General features: G+C 59.7%; 17 protein-coding genes and 4 pseudogenes. 6 read left to right on the top strand and 15 right to left on the bottom strand.

Annotation, left to right across the window (positions count from 1 at the left end; all coding sequences use genetic code 11):
• Positions 1-9: 9 nt before the first annotated feature.
• Together AB4Y43_RS11645 and AB4Y43_RS11650 are read right to left on the bottom strand one after the other, a co-directional pair.
• Complete coding sequence (locus AB4Y43_RS11645; protein ID WP_368727850.1) at positions 10-966, bottom strand: hydroxyacid dehydrogenase; 957 nt, start codon at positions 964-966, stop codon at positions 10-12.
• Positions 966-1667, bottom strand: a complete 702-nt coding sequence (locus AB4Y43_RS11650) for an RraA family protein (RefSeq protein WP_069266278.1) — start codon at positions 1665-1667, stop codon at positions 966-968. The genes AB4Y43_RS11645 and AB4Y43_RS11650 overlap by 1 nt, the downstream gene beginning before the upstream one ends.
• Before the next feature lie 195 nt (positions 1668-1862).
• Here AB4Y43_RS11650 and AB4Y43_RS11655 point away from each other — a divergent pair, with 195 nt between their 5' ends.
• Positions 1863-2603: an IclR family transcriptional regulator gene (locus tag AB4Y43_RS11655; RefSeq protein WP_368602993.1), complete on the top strand. Its 741-nt coding sequence runs from the start codon at positions 1863-1865 to the stop codon at positions 2601-2603.
• Between the two features lie 349 nt (positions 2604-2952).
• Positions 2953-3192 (top strand): hypothetical protein, encoded by a 240-nt coding sequence (locus AB4Y43_RS11660; protein ID WP_368727851.1) that lies wholly within the window; start codon positions 2953-2955, stop codon positions 3190-3192.
• A 25-nt stretch (positions 3193-3217) separates the two neighbouring features.
• On the opposite strand, the pseudogene AB4Y43_RS11665 reads toward AB4Y43_RS11660, so the two are convergent.
• The 4 genes and pseudogenes from AB4Y43_RS11665 to AB4Y43_RS11680 all read right to left on the bottom strand — a co-directional run.
• A pseudogene (locus tag AB4Y43_RS11665) lies at positions 3218-3343 on the bottom strand (nitric oxide dioxygenase); the annotation flags it as partial.
• A 46-nt stretch (positions 3344-3389) separates the two neighbouring features.
• Positions 3390-4061: pseudogene (locus AB4Y43_RS11670) on the bottom strand (substrate binding domain-containing protein); the annotation flags it as partial.
• Positions 4062-4178: 117 nt separating this feature from the next.
• The gene (locus AB4Y43_RS11675) at positions 4179-6986 is read right to left on the bottom strand and encodes an ATP-dependent Clp protease ATP-binding subunit (RefSeq protein WP_368602995.1); all 2808 of its coding nucleotides are present in this window, start codon (positions 6984-6986) and stop codon (positions 4179-4181) included.
• Positions 6987-7027: 41 nt separating this feature from the next.
• Positions 7028-7201: pseudogene (locus AB4Y43_RS11680) on the bottom strand (encapsulin); the annotation flags it as partial.
• Here AB4Y43_RS11680 and AB4Y43_RS11685 point away from each other — a divergent pair.
• The 3 genes from AB4Y43_RS11685 to AB4Y43_RS11695 all read left to right on the top strand — a co-directional run bounded on the left by AB4Y43_RS11685 (position 7175) and on the right by AB4Y43_RS11695 (position 8673).
• Positions 7175-7414: a hypothetical protein gene (locus tag AB4Y43_RS11685; protein WP_368727891.1), complete on the top strand. Its 240-nt coding sequence runs from the start codon at positions 7175-7177 to the stop codon at positions 7412-7414. The pseudogene AB4Y43_RS11680 and the gene AB4Y43_RS11685 sit on opposite strands and share 27 nt — an antisense overlap.
• A gap of 433 nt (positions 7415-7847) precedes the next feature.
• Positions 7848-8306, top strand: coding sequence for a hypothetical protein (locus tag AB4Y43_RS11690; RefSeq protein WP_218108667.1), 459 nt, complete (start codon positions 7848-7850; stop codon positions 8304-8306).
• A 34-nt stretch (positions 8307-8340) separates the two neighbouring features.
• The gene (locus tag AB4Y43_RS11695) at positions 8341-8673 is read left to right on the top strand and encodes a DUF6566 family protein (RefSeq protein ID WP_069266285.1); all 333 of its coding nucleotides are present in this window, start codon (positions 8341-8343) and stop codon (positions 8671-8673) included.
• Positions 8674-8887: 214 nt separating this feature from the next.
• On the opposite strand, the gene AB4Y43_RS11700 is transcribed toward AB4Y43_RS11695, so the two are convergent.
• The 9 genes and pseudogenes from AB4Y43_RS11700 to AB4Y43_RS11740 form a co-directional block, all read right to left on the bottom strand.
• Positions 8888-9193 (bottom strand): DUF1269 domain-containing protein, encoded by a 306-nt coding sequence (locus tag AB4Y43_RS11700; protein WP_342946408.1) that lies wholly within the window; start codon positions 9191-9193, stop codon positions 8888-8890.
• Positions 9194-9325: 132 nt separating this feature from the next.
• Positions 9326-10225 (bottom strand): LysR family transcriptional regulator, encoded by a 900-nt coding sequence (locus tag AB4Y43_RS11705; RefSeq protein WP_368727888.1) that lies wholly within the window; start codon positions 10223-10225, stop codon positions 9326-9328.
• A 416-nt stretch (positions 10226-10641) separates the two neighbouring features.
• A complete protein-coding gene (locus AB4Y43_RS11710) occupies positions 10642-10899 on the bottom strand; it encodes a hypothetical protein (protein WP_176732928.1) in 258 nt (85 codons plus the stop codon).
• Positions 10900-10957: 58 nt separating this feature from the next.
• On the bottom strand, positions 10958-11869 hold the full coding sequence (locus tag AB4Y43_RS11715) for a bestrophin family protein (protein WP_368727852.1): 912 nt from the start codon (positions 11867-11869) through the stop codon (positions 10958-10960).
• 133 nt (positions 11870-12002) lie between these two features.
• Positions 12003-13010, bottom strand: a complete 1008-nt coding sequence (gene cydB / locus AB4Y43_RS11720) for a cytochrome d ubiquinol oxidase subunit II (protein WP_368727853.1) — start codon at positions 13008-13010, stop codon at positions 12003-12005.
• Between the two features lie 4 nt (positions 13011-13014).
• Complete coding sequence (locus AB4Y43_RS11725) at positions 13015-14403, bottom strand: cytochrome ubiquinol oxidase subunit I (RefSeq protein WP_342946405.1); 1389 nt, start codon at positions 14401-14403, stop codon at positions 13015-13017.
• A gap of 99 nt (positions 14404-14502) precedes the next feature.
• The gene (locus AB4Y43_RS11730) at positions 14503-16779 is read right to left on the bottom strand and encodes an FdhF/YdeP family oxidoreductase (RefSeq protein WP_368603001.1); all 2277 of its coding nucleotides are present in this window, start codon (positions 16777-16779) and stop codon (positions 14503-14505) included.
• A gap of 332 nt (positions 16780-17111) precedes the next feature.
• Positions 17112-17231, bottom strand: a pseudogene (locus AB4Y43_RS11735) (cytochrome BD ubiquinol oxidase subunit II); the annotation flags it as partial.
• 85 nt (positions 17232-17316) lie between these two features.
• Complete coding sequence (locus AB4Y43_RS11740; RefSeq protein WP_368727892.1) at positions 17317-17466, bottom strand: hypothetical protein; 150 nt, start codon at positions 17464-17466, stop codon at positions 17317-17319.
• A gap of 94 nt (positions 17467-17560) precedes the next feature.
• Here AB4Y43_RS11740 and AB4Y43_RS11745 point away from each other — a divergent pair, with 94 nt between their 5' ends.
• Positions 17561-18985 carry a PLP-dependent aminotransferase family protein gene (locus AB4Y43_RS11745; RefSeq protein ID WP_368603002.1) on the top strand — a complete coding sequence of 475 codons (1425 nt, stop codon included), beginning with the start codon at positions 17561-17563 and terminating at the stop codon, positions 18983-18985.
• Positions 18986-19230 lie beyond the last annotated feature (245 nt).

Here is a 19230-nt window from a genome sequence, read left to right on the forward strand (position 1 = left end):
GTTTTTCGATCAGGACTGCAGAGCACTGCGCGCATGCTCTTCGAATACGGCGATCACATTCGCCGCCGCACCCTTACCCATGTTCACGTACGCTGCGTCGCTGACGCCGCCGATATGCGGCGACAGAATGACGTTCGCGATGCCCTGGAACACATGGGGCGAGGGCATCGGTTCGACATCGAAACTGTCGAGGCCGGCCGCGAGCAGCTTGCCGCTCGAGAGCGCCTCGGCAAGCGCGGCTTCGTCGATCAAGCCGCCACGCGCCGTGTTGACCAGAATCGCGCCCGCCTTGAACTTGCCGAGTGCTTGCGCATTGATCATCTTGCGGTTCTCGTCGGTTAGCGGGCAGTGCAGCGATACGATGTCGGAAGAGGAGAAGAGTTCGTCGAGGCTGACGAGCGCAACGCCGGCGGGAGCTTCCTTCGCGTACGGGTCGAACGCGAGCACACGCATGTCGAATGCCGTTGCGGCTGCCGCTACACGCCGCCCGATTGCGCCAAGCCCGACGAGGCCGATGGTGCGACCAGCAAGTTCGAGAGACTTGTGCGTGGACTTGTCCCAGTGGCCCGCACGCATGCGCCCGTCGAGCTGCGGCACCGAGTTCGCGCAGGCGAGAATGAGCGCCCAGGTGTGTTCGGCAACCGCCGCCGCGTTGGCTCCAACGGCGGCGCGCACGGCGATCCCTCGTTCAGCGGCTGCGGTCTGGTCGATGACGTCGATGCCGCTCCCGTGTTTGGAGATGACCCGCAGGTTGCCACCGCAGGCGTCCATGACGCGCGCGTTGATCTTCCCGTAGCGGACGATGATGGCAGCGGGCTTGTGCAAGGCACAGAGCGCAACAAGGTCGCCCTCTGTCGGTTGACGGCCCGCGAATACAACCTCGAAGTCGCCCAGCATCTCGAGCGCTTCCGCTGCGAGATCGGCGCCGGTGACGATAAGGGCCGGCTTTTGCGTCGAAGCGTTCATTACAGGACCTCGCCTTCGGCGAGCATGCCCGCTGCGCGCAGTTCCTTGTCGAGCCACGCCGGGCGCAGCGCCTCGCGCTTGCGGATGGCGGCGATACGCGCGGTTTCCGCGTCGACCTTCTGTTGCGCCAGTACGAGAATGCGCTCGACGTCCTCGCGCGGAATCACGACGACGCCATCGGCATCGCCGACGATGAGATCGCCGGGGTTGATCGTCGCGCCGCCCGCGGAAATCTGGAAATTGACGCGGCCTGCCACGCTTTTGGTCGGGCCGCACGGGTTGAGGCCAGCGGCGAACACGGGAAAGCCGTTCTTCGCCAGTTCGGCAGAGTCGCGCACCGCGGCGTCGAGGACGAGGCCGCCGAGGCCGCTTTCGTGGGCCTGTGTCGTCATGATTTCGCCGATGAGCGCGCACGACAGGTCGCCCTTGCCGTCAACGACAATCACGTCGCCCGGCTTGGCGATGGCGAGCGCGGCGTGAATGGCAAGGTTGTCGCCCTGACGAACCTCCACTGTGACCGCGGGGCCCGCGACCTTCATGCCGGGAGCGACCGGCTTGACGCGGCCATGCAGCGTGCCACGACGTCCCGCGACGTCGGCGAGAATGGCCGCCTGGAATTGCGACGCGGCTTTGACGAGTTCGGGCGAGACGCGCGTGATATCGCGAACGATGGCGGGCGTGATGCTGGGAGATGCGCTCATGGTAATCAACCTCTTCGATTGCGTTGTACGCAGTACAACACCGTTGTACAATGTGAAATCACTATAACGGTGCGTAAGGCGCACCTGCTATCCTCGTTTACCCTCCGCGATGTACAACACAGTTGTACATAGTAAAACGCCGGGGGCAGAATGTTGTACGATGTACAATCGAGCAACAGAAATTGGAGGGGGACGATGGGAAACGAAGGGGTGCAGTCTGTCGAGAAGGCGCTTTCGCTACTCGACATCTTCAAGCCGGGTGCCGAGTCGCTGTCGCTCGCGGCGCTGTCGCAAGCATCGGGCATGCATAAGACGACTGTTTATCGCCTGATGAATTCGCTAGAGCGCATGAACTACGTGATCCGCTCGGACAGCGGCTCGTATTCGCTGGGGCCGCGCGTGCTGTATCTCGGCAAGCTCTATGAGCAGTCGTTCCATCTTTCGTCGGTGGTCGAGCCGGCACTTCATGCGCTCGCGACGTCGACGAAGGAGAGTGCGTCGTACTACGTCATCGATCACTCGCAGCGCCTTTGCCTGTTCCGCGCGGAGCCATCCGAAGGTCTGCGCGAAACGCGGCTGCCCGGCACCGTGTTCGCGCTCGACGATACGGCGATCGGTCAGGTCTTGAGATTCTGGGGGCTAGGCGAAGCGATATTCGACACGACGCCTGAGCTGCCGCTTTTCACGTCGGGGGCGCGCGATCTCCATACGGCTGCATTCGCGGCACCCATCTTCGGGTCCGGCGACAAGTTCATGGCTGCGCTCACGCTCTCCGGACCGGCGTCGCGGCTCGACGCCGCGCGTACGTCGGGGGACATCGCGACAGTGATGCTGCGCGCCGCATCGGAACTGTCGAGGAAGCTCGGTGCAAGCGTTGGACTGTGCGAGCGGATGTACGGCGGCCTCGCTCCGGGGAGGGAGGCCTCCGCTGCTTGAGCGTGGCGTTGCGCTTCCGACTGGAGCTTCTGCTGAGGCTCGTGTGTCAAAGCTTTCTCTGGTGAAAATCGTACCCGGCCATGCACCGCGGGGGGGACGTCGGGGCGACGCGAGGGTATATTCCTACGGTTTAGATAGGAATACGTATCTTATTGTATCGATGCATTGCTCATCGATTCTTTAAGAGGTCCGCAAAGCCTGCGATCGACATGAAAGCTACTCATCCAACGGCGTATGCTGCGCCCGAAAGATGTATCCTCGTCTTTGTGAAAACGATGGCTGACCCAGGTCGGGAAAGAATAGGGATGCGCATCACGGCGTGCTCGCAACACCGCCAGGAGGAGGACTCATGGAACCGCAGCAACCCGCAACGACCCCCGCACCGCAACAGCAGCAGGAGTTCGACTTCTATATCAATCTCGCCAAGCCGACGCTAGGACTTTATGTGCGCAAAGGCATGGGTTTGCCGGATCTTGCCGACCCAAAAGAGTGGCAGTTTTCCGGTCACATCTGGCAAAGCGAGCTCGATGCTGAAACGCTGAAGAGCCTGGAGGCGAACGGGCATGCGTTCCAGGAACTCGGGGGATGAGCAGACGGCATTCATCGCAGTAGGCCAGCAGGCACGAAACAAACCCCGGCGGAATTGTTCCGCCTCCGCCTTCGCGTTTGACCGAAATTCGGTAGCGCTTTCCATTGGGCATATCCGAAAGGCTGTACTGGCGAATCTACCGGAGCCCGAGTGAGAACCACCAAAGCGAACTCGCTGTATCCCGGCATGGATCATGCCTAGCCGGCGCGGTATGGTTCGCGCTCAGGGCAGTCGTTCACGGTCAGTGTGCGGAGCAGATCGGGCACGCACTGTTTCATGATCTCGGCGACCGTATGCACGCGCGTGGGAATCGGTCTTTGCGCCCGAATCAGCAGATGCAGTTCCTGGGGCGGGACACAATACTGAGGCAATAGCGGCACGAGTTCTCCGCTGGCGAGCGCGTCGACACACGCAAAGGTCTCGACGACTCCGATCCCCATCCCGTTCCTGATCATCTGATACATCGCCCTCCAGTGGTTCGTCGTAATGGTGGTACGGATCGCGACGTTATCGCGCTTTGCGAACTCGTCGGAAAGCGGTAGGTGATCGGTGCCGAACATCGACTTGATGCGGATGAACGCGTGCCCGGTCAGGTCGGAGGGTTCCCCTATCGGCGCATGCCCGGCGAGATAATCCGGCGAGGCGACAAGAGTTCGTTCCACATGACCCAGACGGAACGCATGGAATGTACCGTCACCCACCGGACCCTGGCGAAACGAGATGTCGATCCCTTCGGTATAGAGTTCGACGACCCTGTCATTTAACGCGAGGTCAATGTCCAGTTGCGGATAGGCTTCGTGCACGAATCCCAGCGCGGAGGGCAGCAGCACTTCGCCGAAACAATGGGGAGCACCAATACGAATGGTTCCCGTGGGGGTCTGTCCATCGCCCGATGTCGTTCAATACCGTGGAAAAATTTGAGAATGGGCGCCGGAGGTTAAAGAATTAACGGTTTAACCACCGGGCGCCACTTCATTCCTGACTATTTAGCTGGCGTTCCGCCCCGACTCTTTGTCGCTACGCTTTTTGCGCCCCTTGCCGGAGGCGGCTCCGGTCGAAGGTGCGGCCTTGTCTGCGTCTTCTTTAGACTCAGCGCCATTGCCTATCTGCGGCTCAGACGTGGCCGCCGGCTCGAGCTTGTTAAATTTCACTTCTTCGCTTTCTTTGTCGTAGTCAATTGCCACGCTATCGCCGGATTTGAGCGTGTCGCCGAGTATTTCCCTTGCAAGGCGTGTTTCCACTTCCTGGCGGATTTGCCGTTTCAGTTCGCGCGCACCGAATTCCGGTTGATAGCCGACATTGACCAGATGGTCCACCAGCGACTCGCTCACCTTGAGCGTGATGTCCTGTGCGGCTGCAGTGCGAACTACGCGATCGAGCTGAATCTGTACGATCGCGCGAATATTCTCCTTTGAAAGGGAATGGAACACGATGATATCGTCGATCCGGTTGAGGAACTCTGGACGGAAGTGGCCCTTGAGCACCTTCATCAGCTCCTCGCGCACCTCCTTTTCGCCCTTGCGCTGCGCCTCTGGCTGCTCGAGGTTATCCATGATGATCGAGGCGCCCAAATTACTCGTCGCGATGATGATCGTGTTGCTGAAATCGACCACGCGGCCCTTGCCGTCGGTGAGACGACCGTCGTCGAACACCTGCAGAAGGACGTTGTAGACATCGGGGTGCGCTTTCTCGATCTCGTCGAGGAGGATTACGCTATACGGGCGCCGCCGCACGCGCTCGGTGAGCTGTCCGCCTTCGTCGTAACCCACGTATCCAGGCGGAGCGCCGATAAGCCGGGCGACGGCATGGCGCTCCATGTATTCGCTCATGTCGATACGGATAATTGCCTGCTCGTCCCCAAAAACGCTCTCCGCAAGCGCCTTTGCGAGCTCGGTTTTGCCAACCCCCGTCGGCCCGAGAAAAAGGAACGTTGCAATGGGGCGGTGCTCCTGACCCAAGCCCGCGCGTGACAGGCGAACGGCATCGCTCACCGCCACGACCGCGTCGTCCTGACCGACCACGCGCTCTCGCAACTTGTCTTCCATCTTCAGAAGTTTTTGACGTTCCTCCTGCGTGAGCTCGGCAACAGGAATACCGGTAAGGCGCGAGACGACCTCTGCGACGGACGCTACCGTAACTTCCAGTGTTTCTGTGCCGGTTTTACGCTGCCATGATTCCATCTGCTCATCGAGCTGTTTCTGCTTGTCGTTGATGCGTTCCTCGAATGCCTTGGCCTCGTCGAAGCGCTTGCGCGACGACGCGTAGTCCTGCTCGCGCTTGAGCTGGGCAACTTCCGCTTCGAGTTCCTGGATGTCGGCCGGCCGGGACGTGGCGCCGATGCGCACGCGCGCGGCGGCCTGATCGATCAGGTCGATGGCCTTGTCCGGGAGAAAGCGCGAGGTGATATAGCGGTCTGCAAACTCCGCGGCAGCGACGAATGCGTCATCAGAGAACGTTACCTGGTGGTGCGCTTCAAGCTTGTCCCGCAGGCCGCGCAAGATCACGATGGTCTGCTCGACGCTGGGTTCTGGAACGAGCACCGGCTGGAATCGACGTTCCAGCGCCGCGTCCTTCTCGATGTACTTCTGGTACTCGTTGAGCGTAGTCGCACCGATGAGGCTCAGTTCGCCGCGCGCAAGCGCGGGTTTCAAGACGTTCGCGATGTCGAGGCCACCTTCACCGCCGCCCTGTCCGGCACCGACGATGGTATGCAGCTCATCGATGAACAAAATCAGTTCGTCCTGCTTGGCCGTCACCTCGTCGATCAACTGTTTGGCGCGCTCCTCGAATTCGCCGCGGTACTTCGCACCGGCGACCATCGAATTGATATTGACCTCGACGAGGCGTTTGCCCCGCAGCACTTCAGGCACATCGCCATTCACGACGCGTTGCGCGAGTCCTTCAACAATCGCGGTCTTGCCGACGCCCGGTTCGCCAATGAGTACAGGATTATTCTTTTTGCGGCGCGCTAGCACTTCAATCGTGCTTTCAATTTCCTGAGCGCGACCGAGTACCGGGTCGAGCTTGCCCTGGCGAGCGAGCGCGGTAAGGTCGCGGCCGAACTTGTCGAGGTTCGGCGTGCCGGTGGGTGTTTCGACACGCCCGTCTTCCGCGCCCTTGCCGACGACCTTTACGACCTTCTGGCGCAGCGCCTCAGCCGTTACGCCATACTTCTTCAGCAGCGTGCCCGCCAGGCTTTCCGGGACGGCTGCAAGGCCGATCAGCAGATGCTCCGGGCCAACATAGGAATGTCCGAGATCGCGGGAGGCCTGGAATGCGAACTGAAATGCCTTTTTCAGACGCGGCGATACGGTCATTCTCTCGAGCGATTCGTCGTCGCTGGCGGTCCCGTGCTTTGCGTGCTCGTCGATATAGCTCTTGATGTCCTGGGGAGAGAGCTTCAACTCTTTCAGTAGCGCCGCGCACACGTCGGTGTCGGCGAGCACGTAAAGCAGATGCTCCGTATCCAGCTCGGTGCGGTGTAACTCGTGGGCCTTTTCCGCCGCGCGCTGGAGCAGCTCCATGGTCTGCTCACTGAATGCATCGGTTGCGTCGACGGACTCTCGAGGCACACTCGCGCTCAGTCCGGACTCGTCTCCGAACCCGCTCAGCAGACCGGACAGATCGCCGCCCCCGCCGAGCAGAGAGTCGAACGGATTCAGCATGCTTTGGTGGCGCATCAGCTGTCGATAGTGATAGTCGCAGATCGACAGCGACTTTCGCTCGCCGTTCTCGGTCACAACGACTCGCGCAACAGCGGGGCGAGCGTGGCAGATATCGCAGAGTGTAGCCATGATCGAAGCACCTTTAACCGTTGGGGGTTAACCTGAAGAAGTCAGCGGGCGCCGTCCGTTGCCTGTGAAAGGGCAACCGGCACCGACGCTTCGCTTGTTGGCATCAAGAAAGTGAACGTTTCACGCAGATACAGCCTGACCGTAGTGTCGGTGTGGCCAAGATAGCCGATGGAAAGCTCCTCGCCGAAATGGAGCTCGTAGTCGCCCCCGCGTGTATCATGGCGCGCGCGTTCCAGTTGCGAGAGCCGGGGTCGCTGTTCACGACCGTGGTGGTGGCGTCGCGGTTGTCGGGCAAGTGTGCGGCCAACTCGAAGCGCAGGTCGATCGTCGCCGCAATAAAGTTCGCGAAGGCGCCGACGGAACGCATCACGGCTTGCGGCTCGGTACCTGGCCTCTTCATCGGGAGACTCCTGAATAACGATGTGTGATATCCACGCAGTCAATACGTTGAATCACACTGTTTCAGTACGGCGAGAAGCCGCCTTTCAATACACCGTGGACTATCCGGAAGACCGCGCCCGGGGTTGGGGGAAATCGCGGCGAAACCAAAAAGGGACAATTTGACGATTGAATTCTATTGTCGGATTCAGCGGATGTGAACATCTCGCCATCCGATACTTTATATCGGCGAATTCATGACCGAGCCAATTCACGATATCAGGTATCGGGTTCAGGAGAGGAACCCGACAATTTTGCGTGGTGAATTTCGATGTACGATTTGTCCAATGTGGCGATAAATGCATTGCATTGCTCACACGAAATGCATGAGGCGCCGTTCGTCCCCGACCTGATCACGGGGTCTTGATTTTTGGTTTCGTCAGCTGCCGCCGGTCCGGTAGCGCTTTCCAACGGGGTTCAGTGATGAAATTCGATAACGAGGCGAGCGCGCGTGTGGATGCGCCCAAAAAAGCCGGGCCGCACCTGACTACGCACGAACATGTGGGGCTGAACGGCAAGATTGCGGTCGCCATTACCAATGTGGTGGGGACAATGTGGTGCGCTTATGTCTTTGCGGCGATTGCACTTGTGAGCTTACCCTCGGCAATCCAAAGCGGCATTTCAGCGCTCGTTGCGTGGATCGCCCAGACCTTTTTGCAGCTCGTACTGCTTTCGGTAATCATGGTCGGCCAGAAGGTGGCAGCAGCGGCATCCGACAAGCAGGCATTGCAAACCTACAAGGACGCCGAGGCACTCCTGAAACTGCAGGACGAAATGCGCAGCCTCATTGAAGTTAACAATACGCTAACGGAAGCAATTCATCGCGCAGTGCAGGAGATGAGAACCTCGACGACCGGACGGCCGGCCGCGCCGGCGGATTGACGACCAGCAGCCTGCGTAATCACGGAGACCCCGGATGGTGCCAACCGGGAATGTGACGTACAACGGGTTTGTGATAACGACACGATCCCGCAACAACGAGCGCGGCGGCTGGATCGCGCACGTGGAGATTCGTCGCGACGGCCGTTTGTTTGTTTGCAGCCCTGACACCGTCCAGCCGGAATGGTTGACGGAGACGGAGGCCAATCGGGATGGCCTCGAGCGAGGCTGCAAATTCATCGACCGCATAAAGAACGACCGTCAGGATCGCTCGTGGGTCGCCGTTCGCGAGCACGCGGAGCGCTGGTTCTTCAGACTCGAAACCTCGCAGGAAGCGCAGCAGATCGTCCGCGATCTCGATGCGCATTGAGGGGACCCGCTAGCGCAGTCGAACCACGCCATGCACCGTGGCCGTACCGCGCCGCATCAACTGTCGTCGACATTGTTGGCGTAGTGATCGATTGCGACCTTGCACTCGTCTACGATGACCCGAAGCTGGTCCGGCGTTGGCGACTCATATCGGTCGACCCTTTCCCGGGATGGTGAAGCTGTGCCGCGTGCGAATCAGGCTGCAACGCAACGCCTTACCACGATAGAGATTGTGTGAAGATTTTGCCGCCATAACCGCGCACGACGTCCTCCACTTCATTGTCAGGCGGATTCCTGGTTTCGAGAATGAGCGCGAAGGTCCCCGGACGGAGTTCGAGTTCAATCGCGCCCGTTAGTTTCTTGTCCAGAACGTGCTCCAGCGCCCGACCCGCGAGCCCGGCACCCGCGCCTGCGACAGCGCCCGCGATTGCGCCGGGCGGCCCACCCAACAGACCGATCAGCGCACCGCTTACTGCGCCGATCACGACGCCCCAGTGCGGCTCGCTGTATTGCGTCAGCACGTGCAGCTTGCCGTCCGCAAAACGTTGCCACGATCAGTTTCTGAGTCATGGCCTCTCCTGTGATAATCATCCGGGACTCTTCAAGATAGTCAATCGGGATGCTCGCGTCATTGAATATTATTCCGATATTAACTATTGGTTCAACGCCTCAGAGATGTAGCTTCTGAGCGTGTCGACGACTTTACGGACCCGCAGGGCAATTGGACGCTGCGGCTGGATAAGCAGGTTCAGGGCAAGCGCGGGCACTTCATATTGGGGAAGCACCCGCACCAGTTCGCCGGTCGCGAGGGCGTCCTTCACGGCCGGCGCTTCGAGCACACCGAGCCCCAGTCCAGCCAAGACGAGTTCATACATCGGACGCCAATGCGTCGTCTTGATGATCGTCTGAACCGGCACGGAATCGATGAGCGCGCCGTCCCGGCAGACGGGTAGCAGGTCCGCATCGAAAGCACCCTTCACGCGGATCAGATTGTGTCGCGAGACATCCGCCAGGTCGTCGATCGCGTCGCTGCGGCTCAGATAATCCGGCGAAGCAACGAGCACGCGTTCGATGTCCCCAAGCGGCCACGCGATGTACGCACCGTCGCCCAGCTGTCCGAGACGAAACGAGATATCGACGCCCTCGGTGACAAGATCGGTGACCTTGTCGTTGAGCACGAGCTCGATGTCGATGCGCGGATAGCTTTCACGGATGCGCTTGACGCCCTCCGGCAGAAGGGTTTCGCCGAAGCAATGCGGCGCTGCAATACGGATCGCGCCCTTCATTGCCTGTTCGTCGTTCGAGACTTCGGCCACGGCTTGCTCCACAGCGCCTAGAACAGCCTTGCTGCGTTCATGGAAGATGGTTCCCTCAGGTGTGCACTTGAAGGCGCGCGCGTTGCGCAGCAGCAGGCGGCATCCAAGGTACTTTTCGAGCCGCTCGATGCGCTCGCTGACGGCCGGCTGGCCGATGTCCAGATCTCTCGCTGCGCCCGAGATGCTGCCTCTTTCCACGACTCTGACGTAAATCCGCATAGCCTCCAGCAGATTCACATTGCGTTCCCTGCCGTGGCCGGGGATATTCGCGGCGCGTCCTTCCGTAAATGGCGTTGACATACGATTCCTCTCATTTCTTTAGCTCCAATTCTTGCGTCGCATCCAGAAGAGGCGACGTGGCGATGGAACAAGAGTAAGAGGGGGGACTCATGCGTGGAACGCACAAATCGCACTCACTGAGTAGAGTACAGTTTGGATGCACGAGCGCCGGGTGAAGAGCGTAGATAACAGTTGGAGCACTGGCCAGCCCTGAACTGTTATGGAAACTGGATCGCCCAGTGCCGGGAGCGCTGGCGCAAGCTGCCTGCACAGTGCCACGGCTGCGGACGCGCTCGCGTTGCGCTTTCTGCCGCTCGCGCCGGCACTTACGTCGATCGCGTGCCACGTGGAAAATGAATTTGGATTCCTGATTTTCAGCGAACCCGATCTCGATGCAAGGGTGAAAGACTTCCTTCTGCAGCGCGATATGGCGGTTCATCGTCAAGCAGCGCACGTAGCGCATGGCCCGTCAACCCGGCGCTCGCCCCCATAGCAAAGCCAATAATCGAGCCGACCGGCCCACCGAGCAGGCCGATGAGCGCCCCCGTCACCGCGCCGATCGTCGTGCCCCAGAAGGACCGCGTTTGCCGCTCAAGAACGGACAGCTTTCCGTCAGGGCTCTTCTCCACCACGCATGATCGAACCCGTACAGTTGCAGGGAGATCGGCTCAAATGAGCTTGCGTGTCCACTCAGGTAAGCTGATAGGGGCGAACGGGAGAAACCGGGTCGGGAACGGGACATCCACATAGCTCCAGAACGGAGCGTTCAATATTGCGCGACATCGCGTCGAGTGCGAGCGCATTGGGCGCGACGCTGAACGGATCGGCGACTTCACTGGCAATCGCTTCGAGCGCTATCAGCGTATAGGCAATGAAAACGCACAGCAGCGGCGTAAAAAATTCCGTGGAATCCACGAGCCCGAACGGCAGTAAAACACAGTAGGCATAGACGGTTCGATGCAACAACACGTTATAAGCAAACGGAATCGGCGTTGCTGCGATACGCTCGCAGCCGCCCAATGCCTTGCCCAGTTCGTCGATCTGTGCGTCGAGCATCCACAGCTTCGTGTCGGGCGTGTGAAGGCGATGCTTCGGGAGCGAGAGCTCGCGCCGTATTTCGTTGAGAATGTACATCGGTTGATAGATCTGGCCGCCTACGATCTCGGCCTGCTCGCGGCCGAGGAGCCGCTGTAAATCCACCGTGGGATCGGTGCCGCGCAGTTCGTGCTTGAGGGCGTAAATGAATCCGACAATCAGCTGGGCGATGCGCAAGGTGTCTGCGCGCTCCGGAATGTAACAAAGCATCTGCGAAGTGAGCGTGCGTGACGCGATCAGAAAAACACCCCAGAGATGCCGCGCTTCGTTGAAGCGCTCATAACTCGCATTGTTTCGAAACGCGAGGAAGATAGCCAGTGCGACGCCGAACAGGGTGAAGGGCGCGGTGTTGAGCGGGATCTTTTCTCCAAATACGCGCCCGTGCGTGAAGACCGCCAGTGTACTCACCACCGCCATGAAGCACAGTTGTGGGATGATGGATGACAGAACCGAGCCGTTCCAGACGAACAGCAACCGGAACCAGTTTTCTCGGGGCCGGACGATCATGATGGACTTTTATTATCTGGAATAAGGAAATACGTTCGCCTGGCCTTAAGGCATGCGTGATCCATTCAGGTTTCCTCGCTGGCGCGCGCCGTAGTTATTCGGAGCTTGCGCGCGCCGCGAGGAATCACGTGCTTCAGTGATAGCCATGGTCTCCTTCACGCACCTTGCCGCGGAAAACGCGATATTGCATCGCGTTGTAGACGAGAATGATCGGCAGCACGATGATTGTGCCGACGAGGGCGAACAGTTGGCTCGAGTGGCTCGACGACGCGTCCCAGATCGTGAGCGAGGGCGGAATGATGTACGGCCAGATGCTGATAATAATGCCGGTATAACCGAGGAAGCAGATTGCCAGGGAGAGCAGGAAGGGGGTCGACTCGTGGCTCTGGTTAAGCGCGCGGTAGATGCCCACGACGCACAGCACAACCAGGATCGGCACCGGCAGGAACCAGCCGAGATTGCCGCTGAAAAACCATCGCTGTCTCACGGCGGGCAGGCCTAGCACCGTCCAGAGGCTGACGATGGCAATCGCGAGGAGCAGAACCGCGAGCAGCGGGCGCATCACCACGCGCATCTTGCGCTGAAGTTCGCCGTCGGTCTTCAGGATCAGCCAGCCGCAGCCGAGCGTCGCATACGTGAGCAAGACGCCGAAACCGCAGAAAACGCTAAACGGCGAGAACCAGTCGAACGGGTCGCCCGCGAACTTGTCGTCGACGATCATGATCCCCTGCAACAGCGATCCGAGCGTGATACCCTGGCACATTGCCGCTAGCGCCGAACCGCCGATGAACGCGAGATCCCATGCATGTTGCGTGCGCGTGGCTTTTGCGCGCAACTCGAACGCCGCGCCACGGAAAATCAGGCCGACCACCATAAGAATCAGCGGCATGTAGTTGGCGGGCAGCAGCGTTGAGTAGGCGATCGGGAACGCGCCGTAGAGGCCGGCGCCACCGAGCACGAGGAATGTTTCGTTGCCATCCCATACCGGCGCGACGGTATTGAGCATCACCTCGCGTTCGGCTTTCCCTTCGAAGAACGGAAACAGCAGCCCGATGCCCAGATCGAAGCCGTCGAGCATCACGTAGATGAAAACGCCGAGTCCGATGATGATTGCCCAGATCACAGGAAGATCGATTTGCATGGCCTCATTCCCCCACCACAGCGTCGAGTGCGCGGTTGTGCAGTCCCGGATACTTGAGCGATTCGATGCTTTCCACTCCGGTGGCCGGACCCTTTTTCATCATCTTGAGCATGTAATAGACGCCCGTTCCGAACACGAGAAAATAGACAATCACGAAGATCAGCAGCGAAACACCCGCCTGCTGCGCGCCGATGGGCGACATGGAGTCGACGGTACGCACGATGCCGTACACGGTCCACGGCTGCCTGCCCACTTCAGTCGTAATCCAGCCCGCCAGTAGTGCCAGAATGCCGGATGGGCCCATGCACAATACGAACCACTGGAACCAGCGCGCTTCATAAAGGCGGCCGCCGCGACGAAGCAAAAGTGCGACCACGGCGGTGAGCAACATCAGCATGCCGAGTCCGGCCATGATGCGGAACGTCCAGAAGATAATTGGCGAAAACGGGCGATCCTCCGGCGGAAACTCCTTGAGTCCGCGAATTTCGCCGTTCCAGCTGTGGGTGAGAATCAGGCTGCCGAGATGCGGGATGCGGATCGCGTAACGCGTCACTTCCGCGTTCATGTCGGGAAAGCCGATTAAATTGAGCGCGGTGCCGCCGCGCTCGGTTTCCCAGAGCCCTTCTATTGCGGCGATCTTCGCCGGCTGATACTCCCGGGTATTGAGGCCGTGCGCGTCGCCGACCAGAATCTGAATGGGCGCGAGAAAGAGCAATATCCACAGCGCCATCGAGAAACTGCGCTTCACCGGCACGTCGCGCCGCCCCTGAAGCAAATGCCACGCGCCGCAGGCGGCCACGATAAAGCCGGCAACGATAAAGGCTGCGATGGTCATATGCGCCAGACGGAACGGGAACGAAGGATTGAAGATCACCTTCCACCAGTCCACCGGCACGATGCGGCCATTCTGAATCGCGTAGCCTTGCGGTGTTTGCATGAAGCTGTTTGACGAGAGAATCCAGAATGTCGAAATGAGCGTGCCGATCGCGACCATGAGCGTGGCGAAGAAATGCGCTTTCGGACTCACGCGATTCCAGCCGAACAGCATGACGCCGAGAAAACCCGCCTCGAGAAAGAATGCGGTCAGGACTTCATAGGTCAGCAGTGGACCCGTGATATTGCCCGCAATCGTCGAGAACCCACTCCAGTTCGTCCCGAACTCGTAAGCCATCACGACGCCCGAGACCACGCCCATGCCGAACCCCACCGCGAAAATCTTCGACCAGAAGCGGTACATGTCCTTATAGGCCGCATCGCCCGTGAGCAGGAGGCGCCATTCGAGCACGGCGAGAAAGCTTGCCATGCCTATGCTGATCGCCGGAAATACGATGTGAAACGAGACGGTGAATGCGAACTGCAGCCTGGCGAGATGAAATGCGTCGAAGATGTCCATGATTCTTCTGAGCTCCTGGTGACGACTGCATTTGCCTGCCAAGGACAGGCCGGCCGCGGGAAGCCGGGCACCCGGCCGGACTACCGGAATACCATGAGACTAGTTTCCCGCCGCGCGCACGACATGCACGGGCACTGACTTGTACGAAGGCGTTCCGCTTTCCTTGTCGATATAGTCCAGTGGGACAAGCACGTTGGCTTCCGGGTAATAGGCCGCCACGGAACCGCGTGCGATGCTGTACACAATGGCCGTGATGTTCTTGAGCCGCAGCTTGCGGCCCGAGGTGACCGTTTCGATGTCGACAAGATCGCCGTGTTCGATGCCGTACGCGGCCATGTCGTCCGCGTTCATGAAGAGCACGTCGCGCCGTCCAAACACGCCGCGGTAGCGGTCGTCCATTGCGTAGATCGTCGTGTTGTACTGGTCATGACTGCGGATCGTGATGAGCCGCAGCACGTTTTCCGCACCCAGCACGTCGGCGTCTTCCTTCACGCCGCCATAGACGGAGAACTCGGCCTTGCCCGATGGCGTGTGCCACTGCCGTTCGGTTGGCGGAAGCGGCAGGCGGAATCCGCCCGGTACGCGAATGCGCCGGTTGAAGTCCTCGAAGCCGGGTACGGTCTGTTCGATCAGATCGCGAATCTTGTCATAGTCGGCGATCAGGTCCATCCACGCCACTTTGGTGGCGGGCAGCGTGGCGCGCGCCATGCCGGCAACAATCGCGGGTTCGGAGCGCAACTGTTCGGAAGCGGGCGTGAGCTTGCCGGCCGATGCATGAACCATGGACATCGAATCTTCCACCGTGATGGATTGACGCCCGGTACCCTGCATGTCGAGTTCCGTGCGGCCGAGGCACGGGAATAGATAGGTTTCCTTCGAAACGAGCAGATGGGTTCGATTGAGCTTCGTGCCGATGTGCACGCCCAGGTCGAGTGCAGCCATCGCGGGAAACGACTGTTCGGAGTCGGGTAGCGCAACGGCGAAATTGCCTCCCAGGCAGAGCAGCGCCTTGGCCTTGCCGTCGATCATGGCTTGCATGGCTTGCACCGCGTCATGACCGTGCGCTTCGGGCGGCGTGAATCCGCAGGCCTTCTCGATCAGCCCGAGAAACGCTTTCGACGGCTTTTCGGTGATGCCCACCGTGCGGTTGCCTTGCACATTCGAGTGGCCGCGCAGCGGACAGATGCCGGCGCCGGGCTTGCCGAAATTGCCGCGCAGCAACAGCAGATCGGCGATCAAGCGCACGTTGGCGGTGCCTTTATTGTGCTGCGTGACGCCCATGCCGTACGTGACGATCGTCGCGTTCGATTTGGCGTAGGCGATCGCGACATGTTCGAGGTCGGGCCGCGTAAGGCCACTGGCTTTCTCGATGTCTTCCCACGAAGTGGCTTCGAGGTCCGCCGCGAAGGCGTCGAAGCCTTCGGTGTGCTGAGCGATGAACGCCTTGTCGAGTATGTCGCCTTGCTCCGACTCCATCTGCAGCAGCGCTTTCATGACGCCCTTGAGCGCGGCCGCGTCGCCGCCGGCGTCCAGCTGAAAGTAGGTCGACGCGATGCGGGTCGAGCCGAACGTCGCCATTTCAATCATGCTTTGCGGATCGGCAAAGCGTTCGAGCGCGCGCTCGCGCAGCGGATTGAAGACGATGATCGGCACGTTTCGCCGCGCAGCTTCGTGCAGCGTGCCCATCATGCGCGGATGGTTCGTGCCCGGGTTGTGACCGATGGAAAGAATGAGTTCGGTCGAATCGAAATCTTCGAGAGAGACAGTCCCTTTGCCGATCCCGATCGATTGCGGCAGACCAACGCTGGTCGGCTCGTGGCACATGTTCGAGCAATCGGGGAAATTGTTCGTTCCGTACTCGCGTGCGAATAGTTGATACAGAAACGCCGCCTCGTTGGATGCGCGTCCGGACGTATAGAACTCGACCTGGTCCGGCGTAAGCGAGCGCAGGATCTCACCAATGCGCGCGAATGCGTCTTCCCAGTCGACGGGCTGAAACTTGTCGGTGGCGCGGTCGTATACAAGAGGATGTGTGAGCCGCCCCATGTCTTCGAGCTCATAGTCCGTTTTCTGCAGCAGCGAGCTGACTGTGTTCGCAGCGAAGAATTCCGGCGTCACCCGCTTCGTGGTGGCTTCCCAGGTCACCGCCTTTGCACCGTTCTCGCAGAACTGGAACGTGGACCGGTGTTCCTTGTCGGGCCACGCACAGCCGGGGCAATCGAAACCATCGGGTTGATTGGTCCGCATCAGCGTAATGGGCGCCTCGATGCTTTCCATTTGATCGTGAATCGCCTGCGCGGTTGCTTTGAGCGCGCCCCAGCCGCCGGCGGGGCCGGTGTAGGGATGGACGCCGGGCACATCACGTAGTTTCGTCATGGGAAACTCCATTGGGTTTTCTACGCACGCTGCGAAAAGCCGGGACAATGCCATACCGGGACCGCACAAGTCCGCGGATGATATCCGGCGTGCCACGCTTGATTCTAGGCAATCCCGAATTCGGAACAAGAATTAACTTATTAACTTCGACTTTTTATTTTATCGTTGTGTATATTCGAATATCTCGATCTCCATTGCTGGACAGACACCGTCACATGACCATCGTCCAAACAAAAATGAGGTGGAGCTAAAATTCTCCACCCCATTCTAGGGATGCAGCGCGTTGTCGTGAACTGCCGCCTAACCGATATTAGCTATCGGGAGCGCAGGCGTTAGTGCTTGACCGGTACCACCTTGCCTCGGAACAGATAGAGGTTGTACCCGATGATGACCGGAAACACGATACCAATGCCGAACAGCATAGGCGTAAGCGTGGTGCTGTCCGAGGCGGCGGCGGCCACGGGCGTGAATACGGCGACGATTGCCGATGCCGACCGTTGTCGGCAGGCCGCGGCTCGTGGCCTCATGGCGCATGTTCTAGCAGTCGGGGAAATTGTTGGTGCCGTACATGCGTACGAACAGCTGATAGAGGAACGCAGCTTCGTTGCTTGCGCGGCCCGATGTGCCCATGAGGGTGTGCGCGGTATCTGGATAGGCGCAAGCGTAGAAGTTAAGAGGGGCTTGCATGACACAGCCAATCCACCTGGAACATGGAGTACAGTTTCGTCCGCCGCAGTACACTGTATGAACTGTGCTGTGAGGGATTGCCGGGGAGGCCACAGTGAAACTCTATGAAAAACTCGCGGACGATATCGAGACGCTGATTCGCAAGGGCGTCTACCGCCCCGGCGACCGAGTGCCGTCGGTTCGCCAGGCGAGCCAGCAGCACCGCATCAGCATTACCACCGTGATACGCGCCTATCTGCTGCTGGAAAGCCGCGGCGTGCTCGAGAGCCGCCCGCAGTCCGGATACTTTGTGAGCACGCGCGTGGGCGAAGGACGCACGCATTCGGACGAATTGCGCACGAGCCGGCCGATTGCGGTGTCGGCGACGGTCGATGTGAGCCGCCTCGTGCTGTCCACGCTGCGCTCCATCGGCGCCGACGACGCTGTGCCGCTCGGTTCGCCGTATCCGGACCCGCAGCTTTTTCCCTATGAAAAGCTCAACCGCTACGCGTCGGCCGCGGGACGCAGGAAGTCACTATGGGGCGTGACCAACGCGCTGCCGCCGGGCACACCGGAACTGGTCCGGCAAATTGCCCGGCGGTACCTCGAAAACGGCATGGCCGTGGACCCCAACGAGATCATCGTGACGGTGGGGGCGACGGAGGCCATCAATCTGTGTCTGCAGGCGGTCGCCAAACCGGGCGACGTGATCGCCGTGGAATCGCCCACGTTCTACGCCATGCTTCACGCCATCGAGCGCTCGGGCATGAAGGCGATCGAGGTGGCAACGCACCCCGAGTACGGCATCGAAATAGAGGCGCTGGAGAAGATCATTGAATCAGGGCCGATTGCCGCCTGCATGGTGATGCCGAATTTCCAGAATCCGCTCGGGTTTCAGATGCCTGACGAGCGCAAGCGCGAACTTGTCGCCCTGCTTGCGAAGGCGGGGATACCGGTGATCGAAAATGGTGTGTACAACGAACTGTATTTCGGCGATTCGCATCCCACCACGCTCAAGTCGTATGACAAAAAGAACATGGTGCTTCACTGTGGGTCATTTTCGAAGAGTCTGACAGCGGCGTATCGCATCGGCTGGGCTTTACCCGGCCGTTATCGCGACGAAGTCGAAAAGCTGAAGTTTCTCAATACGCTGACGACTTCGGTGATTCCCCAACTCGCGATCGCCGAATATCTCGAACGGGATGGTTACGAGCATCACTTGAGGCGCATCCGCAAAAACTACGCGCAACAGGCCAATCTGATGAAGTCGATGGTCGCGCGCTTTTTTCCGGCGGGCACGCGCACGTCGAGTCCGACGGGTGGATACGTGTTATGGATCGAATTGCCGGCGAAGGTGGATTCGATGAAGCTCTACCAGCTCGCTCTGGCGCGGGGAATCACGATCGGACCGGGCCATATGTTTTCCGTCTCGGACAACTATCGCAACTATATCCGGCTCAATTACAGCACGCCGTGGTCGCCGGAGATCGAGCAGGCGGTCATCACGGTCGGCAAACTCGCAGCGTCGTGCGCGCGATAGGGAAAGCGTGCTGCTCAGGTAAGCCAGCAACCAAAGTCATAATATCGGACGAGTTCGCGCGGTCGTACATTTGTACCGGGCCGTGATGTGCCGTCAACGTTTGGTCAACGGCATGCATCACGCAACTTGAATGTTATTTGTCGATCTGATGCGGCGCGGCGCGCAGTGGATTTCTGTGAAATAACCCTCTGCGTATTCCTACTTCTTCATCATGGCCATAACGAGAAAATGAAACGGTAGCGTGA

Source organism: Paraburkholderia sp. BR10872 (genome assembly GCF_040965835.1).
Taxonomy (GTDB): domain Bacteria; phylum Pseudomonadota; class Gammaproteobacteria; order Burkholderiales; family Burkholderiaceae; genus Paraburkholderia; species Paraburkholderia nodosa_A.

Excerpts from the sequence above, each read along its gene's own strand:
- AB4Y43_RS11645 (WP_368727850.1), bottom strand. The coding sequence starts at position 966 with ATGAACGCTTCGACGCAAAAGCCGGCCCTTATCGTCACCGGCGCCGAT.
- AB4Y43_RS11650 (WP_069266278.1), bottom strand. The coding sequence starts at position 1,667 with ATGAGCGCATCTCCCAGCATCACGCCCGCCATCGTTCGCGATATCACG.
- AB4Y43_RS11655 (WP_368602993.1), top strand. The coding sequence starts at position 1,863 with ATGGGAAACGAAGGGGTGCAGTCTGTCGAGAAGGCGCTTTCGCTACTC.
- AB4Y43_RS11660 (WP_368727851.1), top strand. The coding sequence starts at position 2,953 with ATGGAACCGCAGCAACCCGCAACGACCCCCGCACCGCAACAGCAGCAG.
- AB4Y43_RS11675 (WP_368602995.1), bottom strand. The coding sequence starts at position 6,986 with ATGGCTACACTCTGCGATATCTGCCACGCTCGCCCCGCTGTTGCGCGA.
- AB4Y43_RS11685 (WP_368727891.1), top strand. The coding sequence starts at position 7,175 with ATGGAGCTCGTAGTCGCCCCCGCGTGTATCATGGCGCGCGCGTTCCAG.
- AB4Y43_RS11690 (WP_218108667.1), top strand. The coding sequence starts at position 7,848 with ATGAAATTCGATAACGAGGCGAGCGCGCGTGTGGATGCGCCCAAAAAA.
- AB4Y43_RS11695 (WP_069266285.1), top strand. The coding sequence starts at position 8,341 with ATGGTGCCAACCGGGAATGTGACGTACAACGGGTTTGTGATAACGACA.
- AB4Y43_RS11715 (WP_368727852.1), bottom strand. The coding sequence starts at position 11,869 with ATGATCGTCCGGCCCCGAGAAAACTGGTTCCGGTTGCTGTTCGTCTGG.
- cydB (WP_368727853.1), bottom strand. The coding sequence starts at position 13,010 with ATGCAAATCGATCTTCCTGTGATCTGGGCAATCATCATCGGACTCGGC.
- AB4Y43_RS11725 (WP_342946405.1), bottom strand. The coding sequence starts at position 14,403 with ATGGACATCTTCGACGCATTTCATCTCGCCAGGCTGCAGTTCGCATTC.
- AB4Y43_RS11730 (WP_368603001.1), bottom strand. The coding sequence starts at position 16,779 with ATGACGAAACTACGTGATGTGCCCGGCGTCCATCCCTACACCGGCCCC.
- AB4Y43_RS11740 (WP_368727892.1), bottom strand. The coding sequence starts at position 17,466 with ATGCAAGCCCCTCTTAACTTCTACGCTTGCGCCTATCCAGATACCGCG.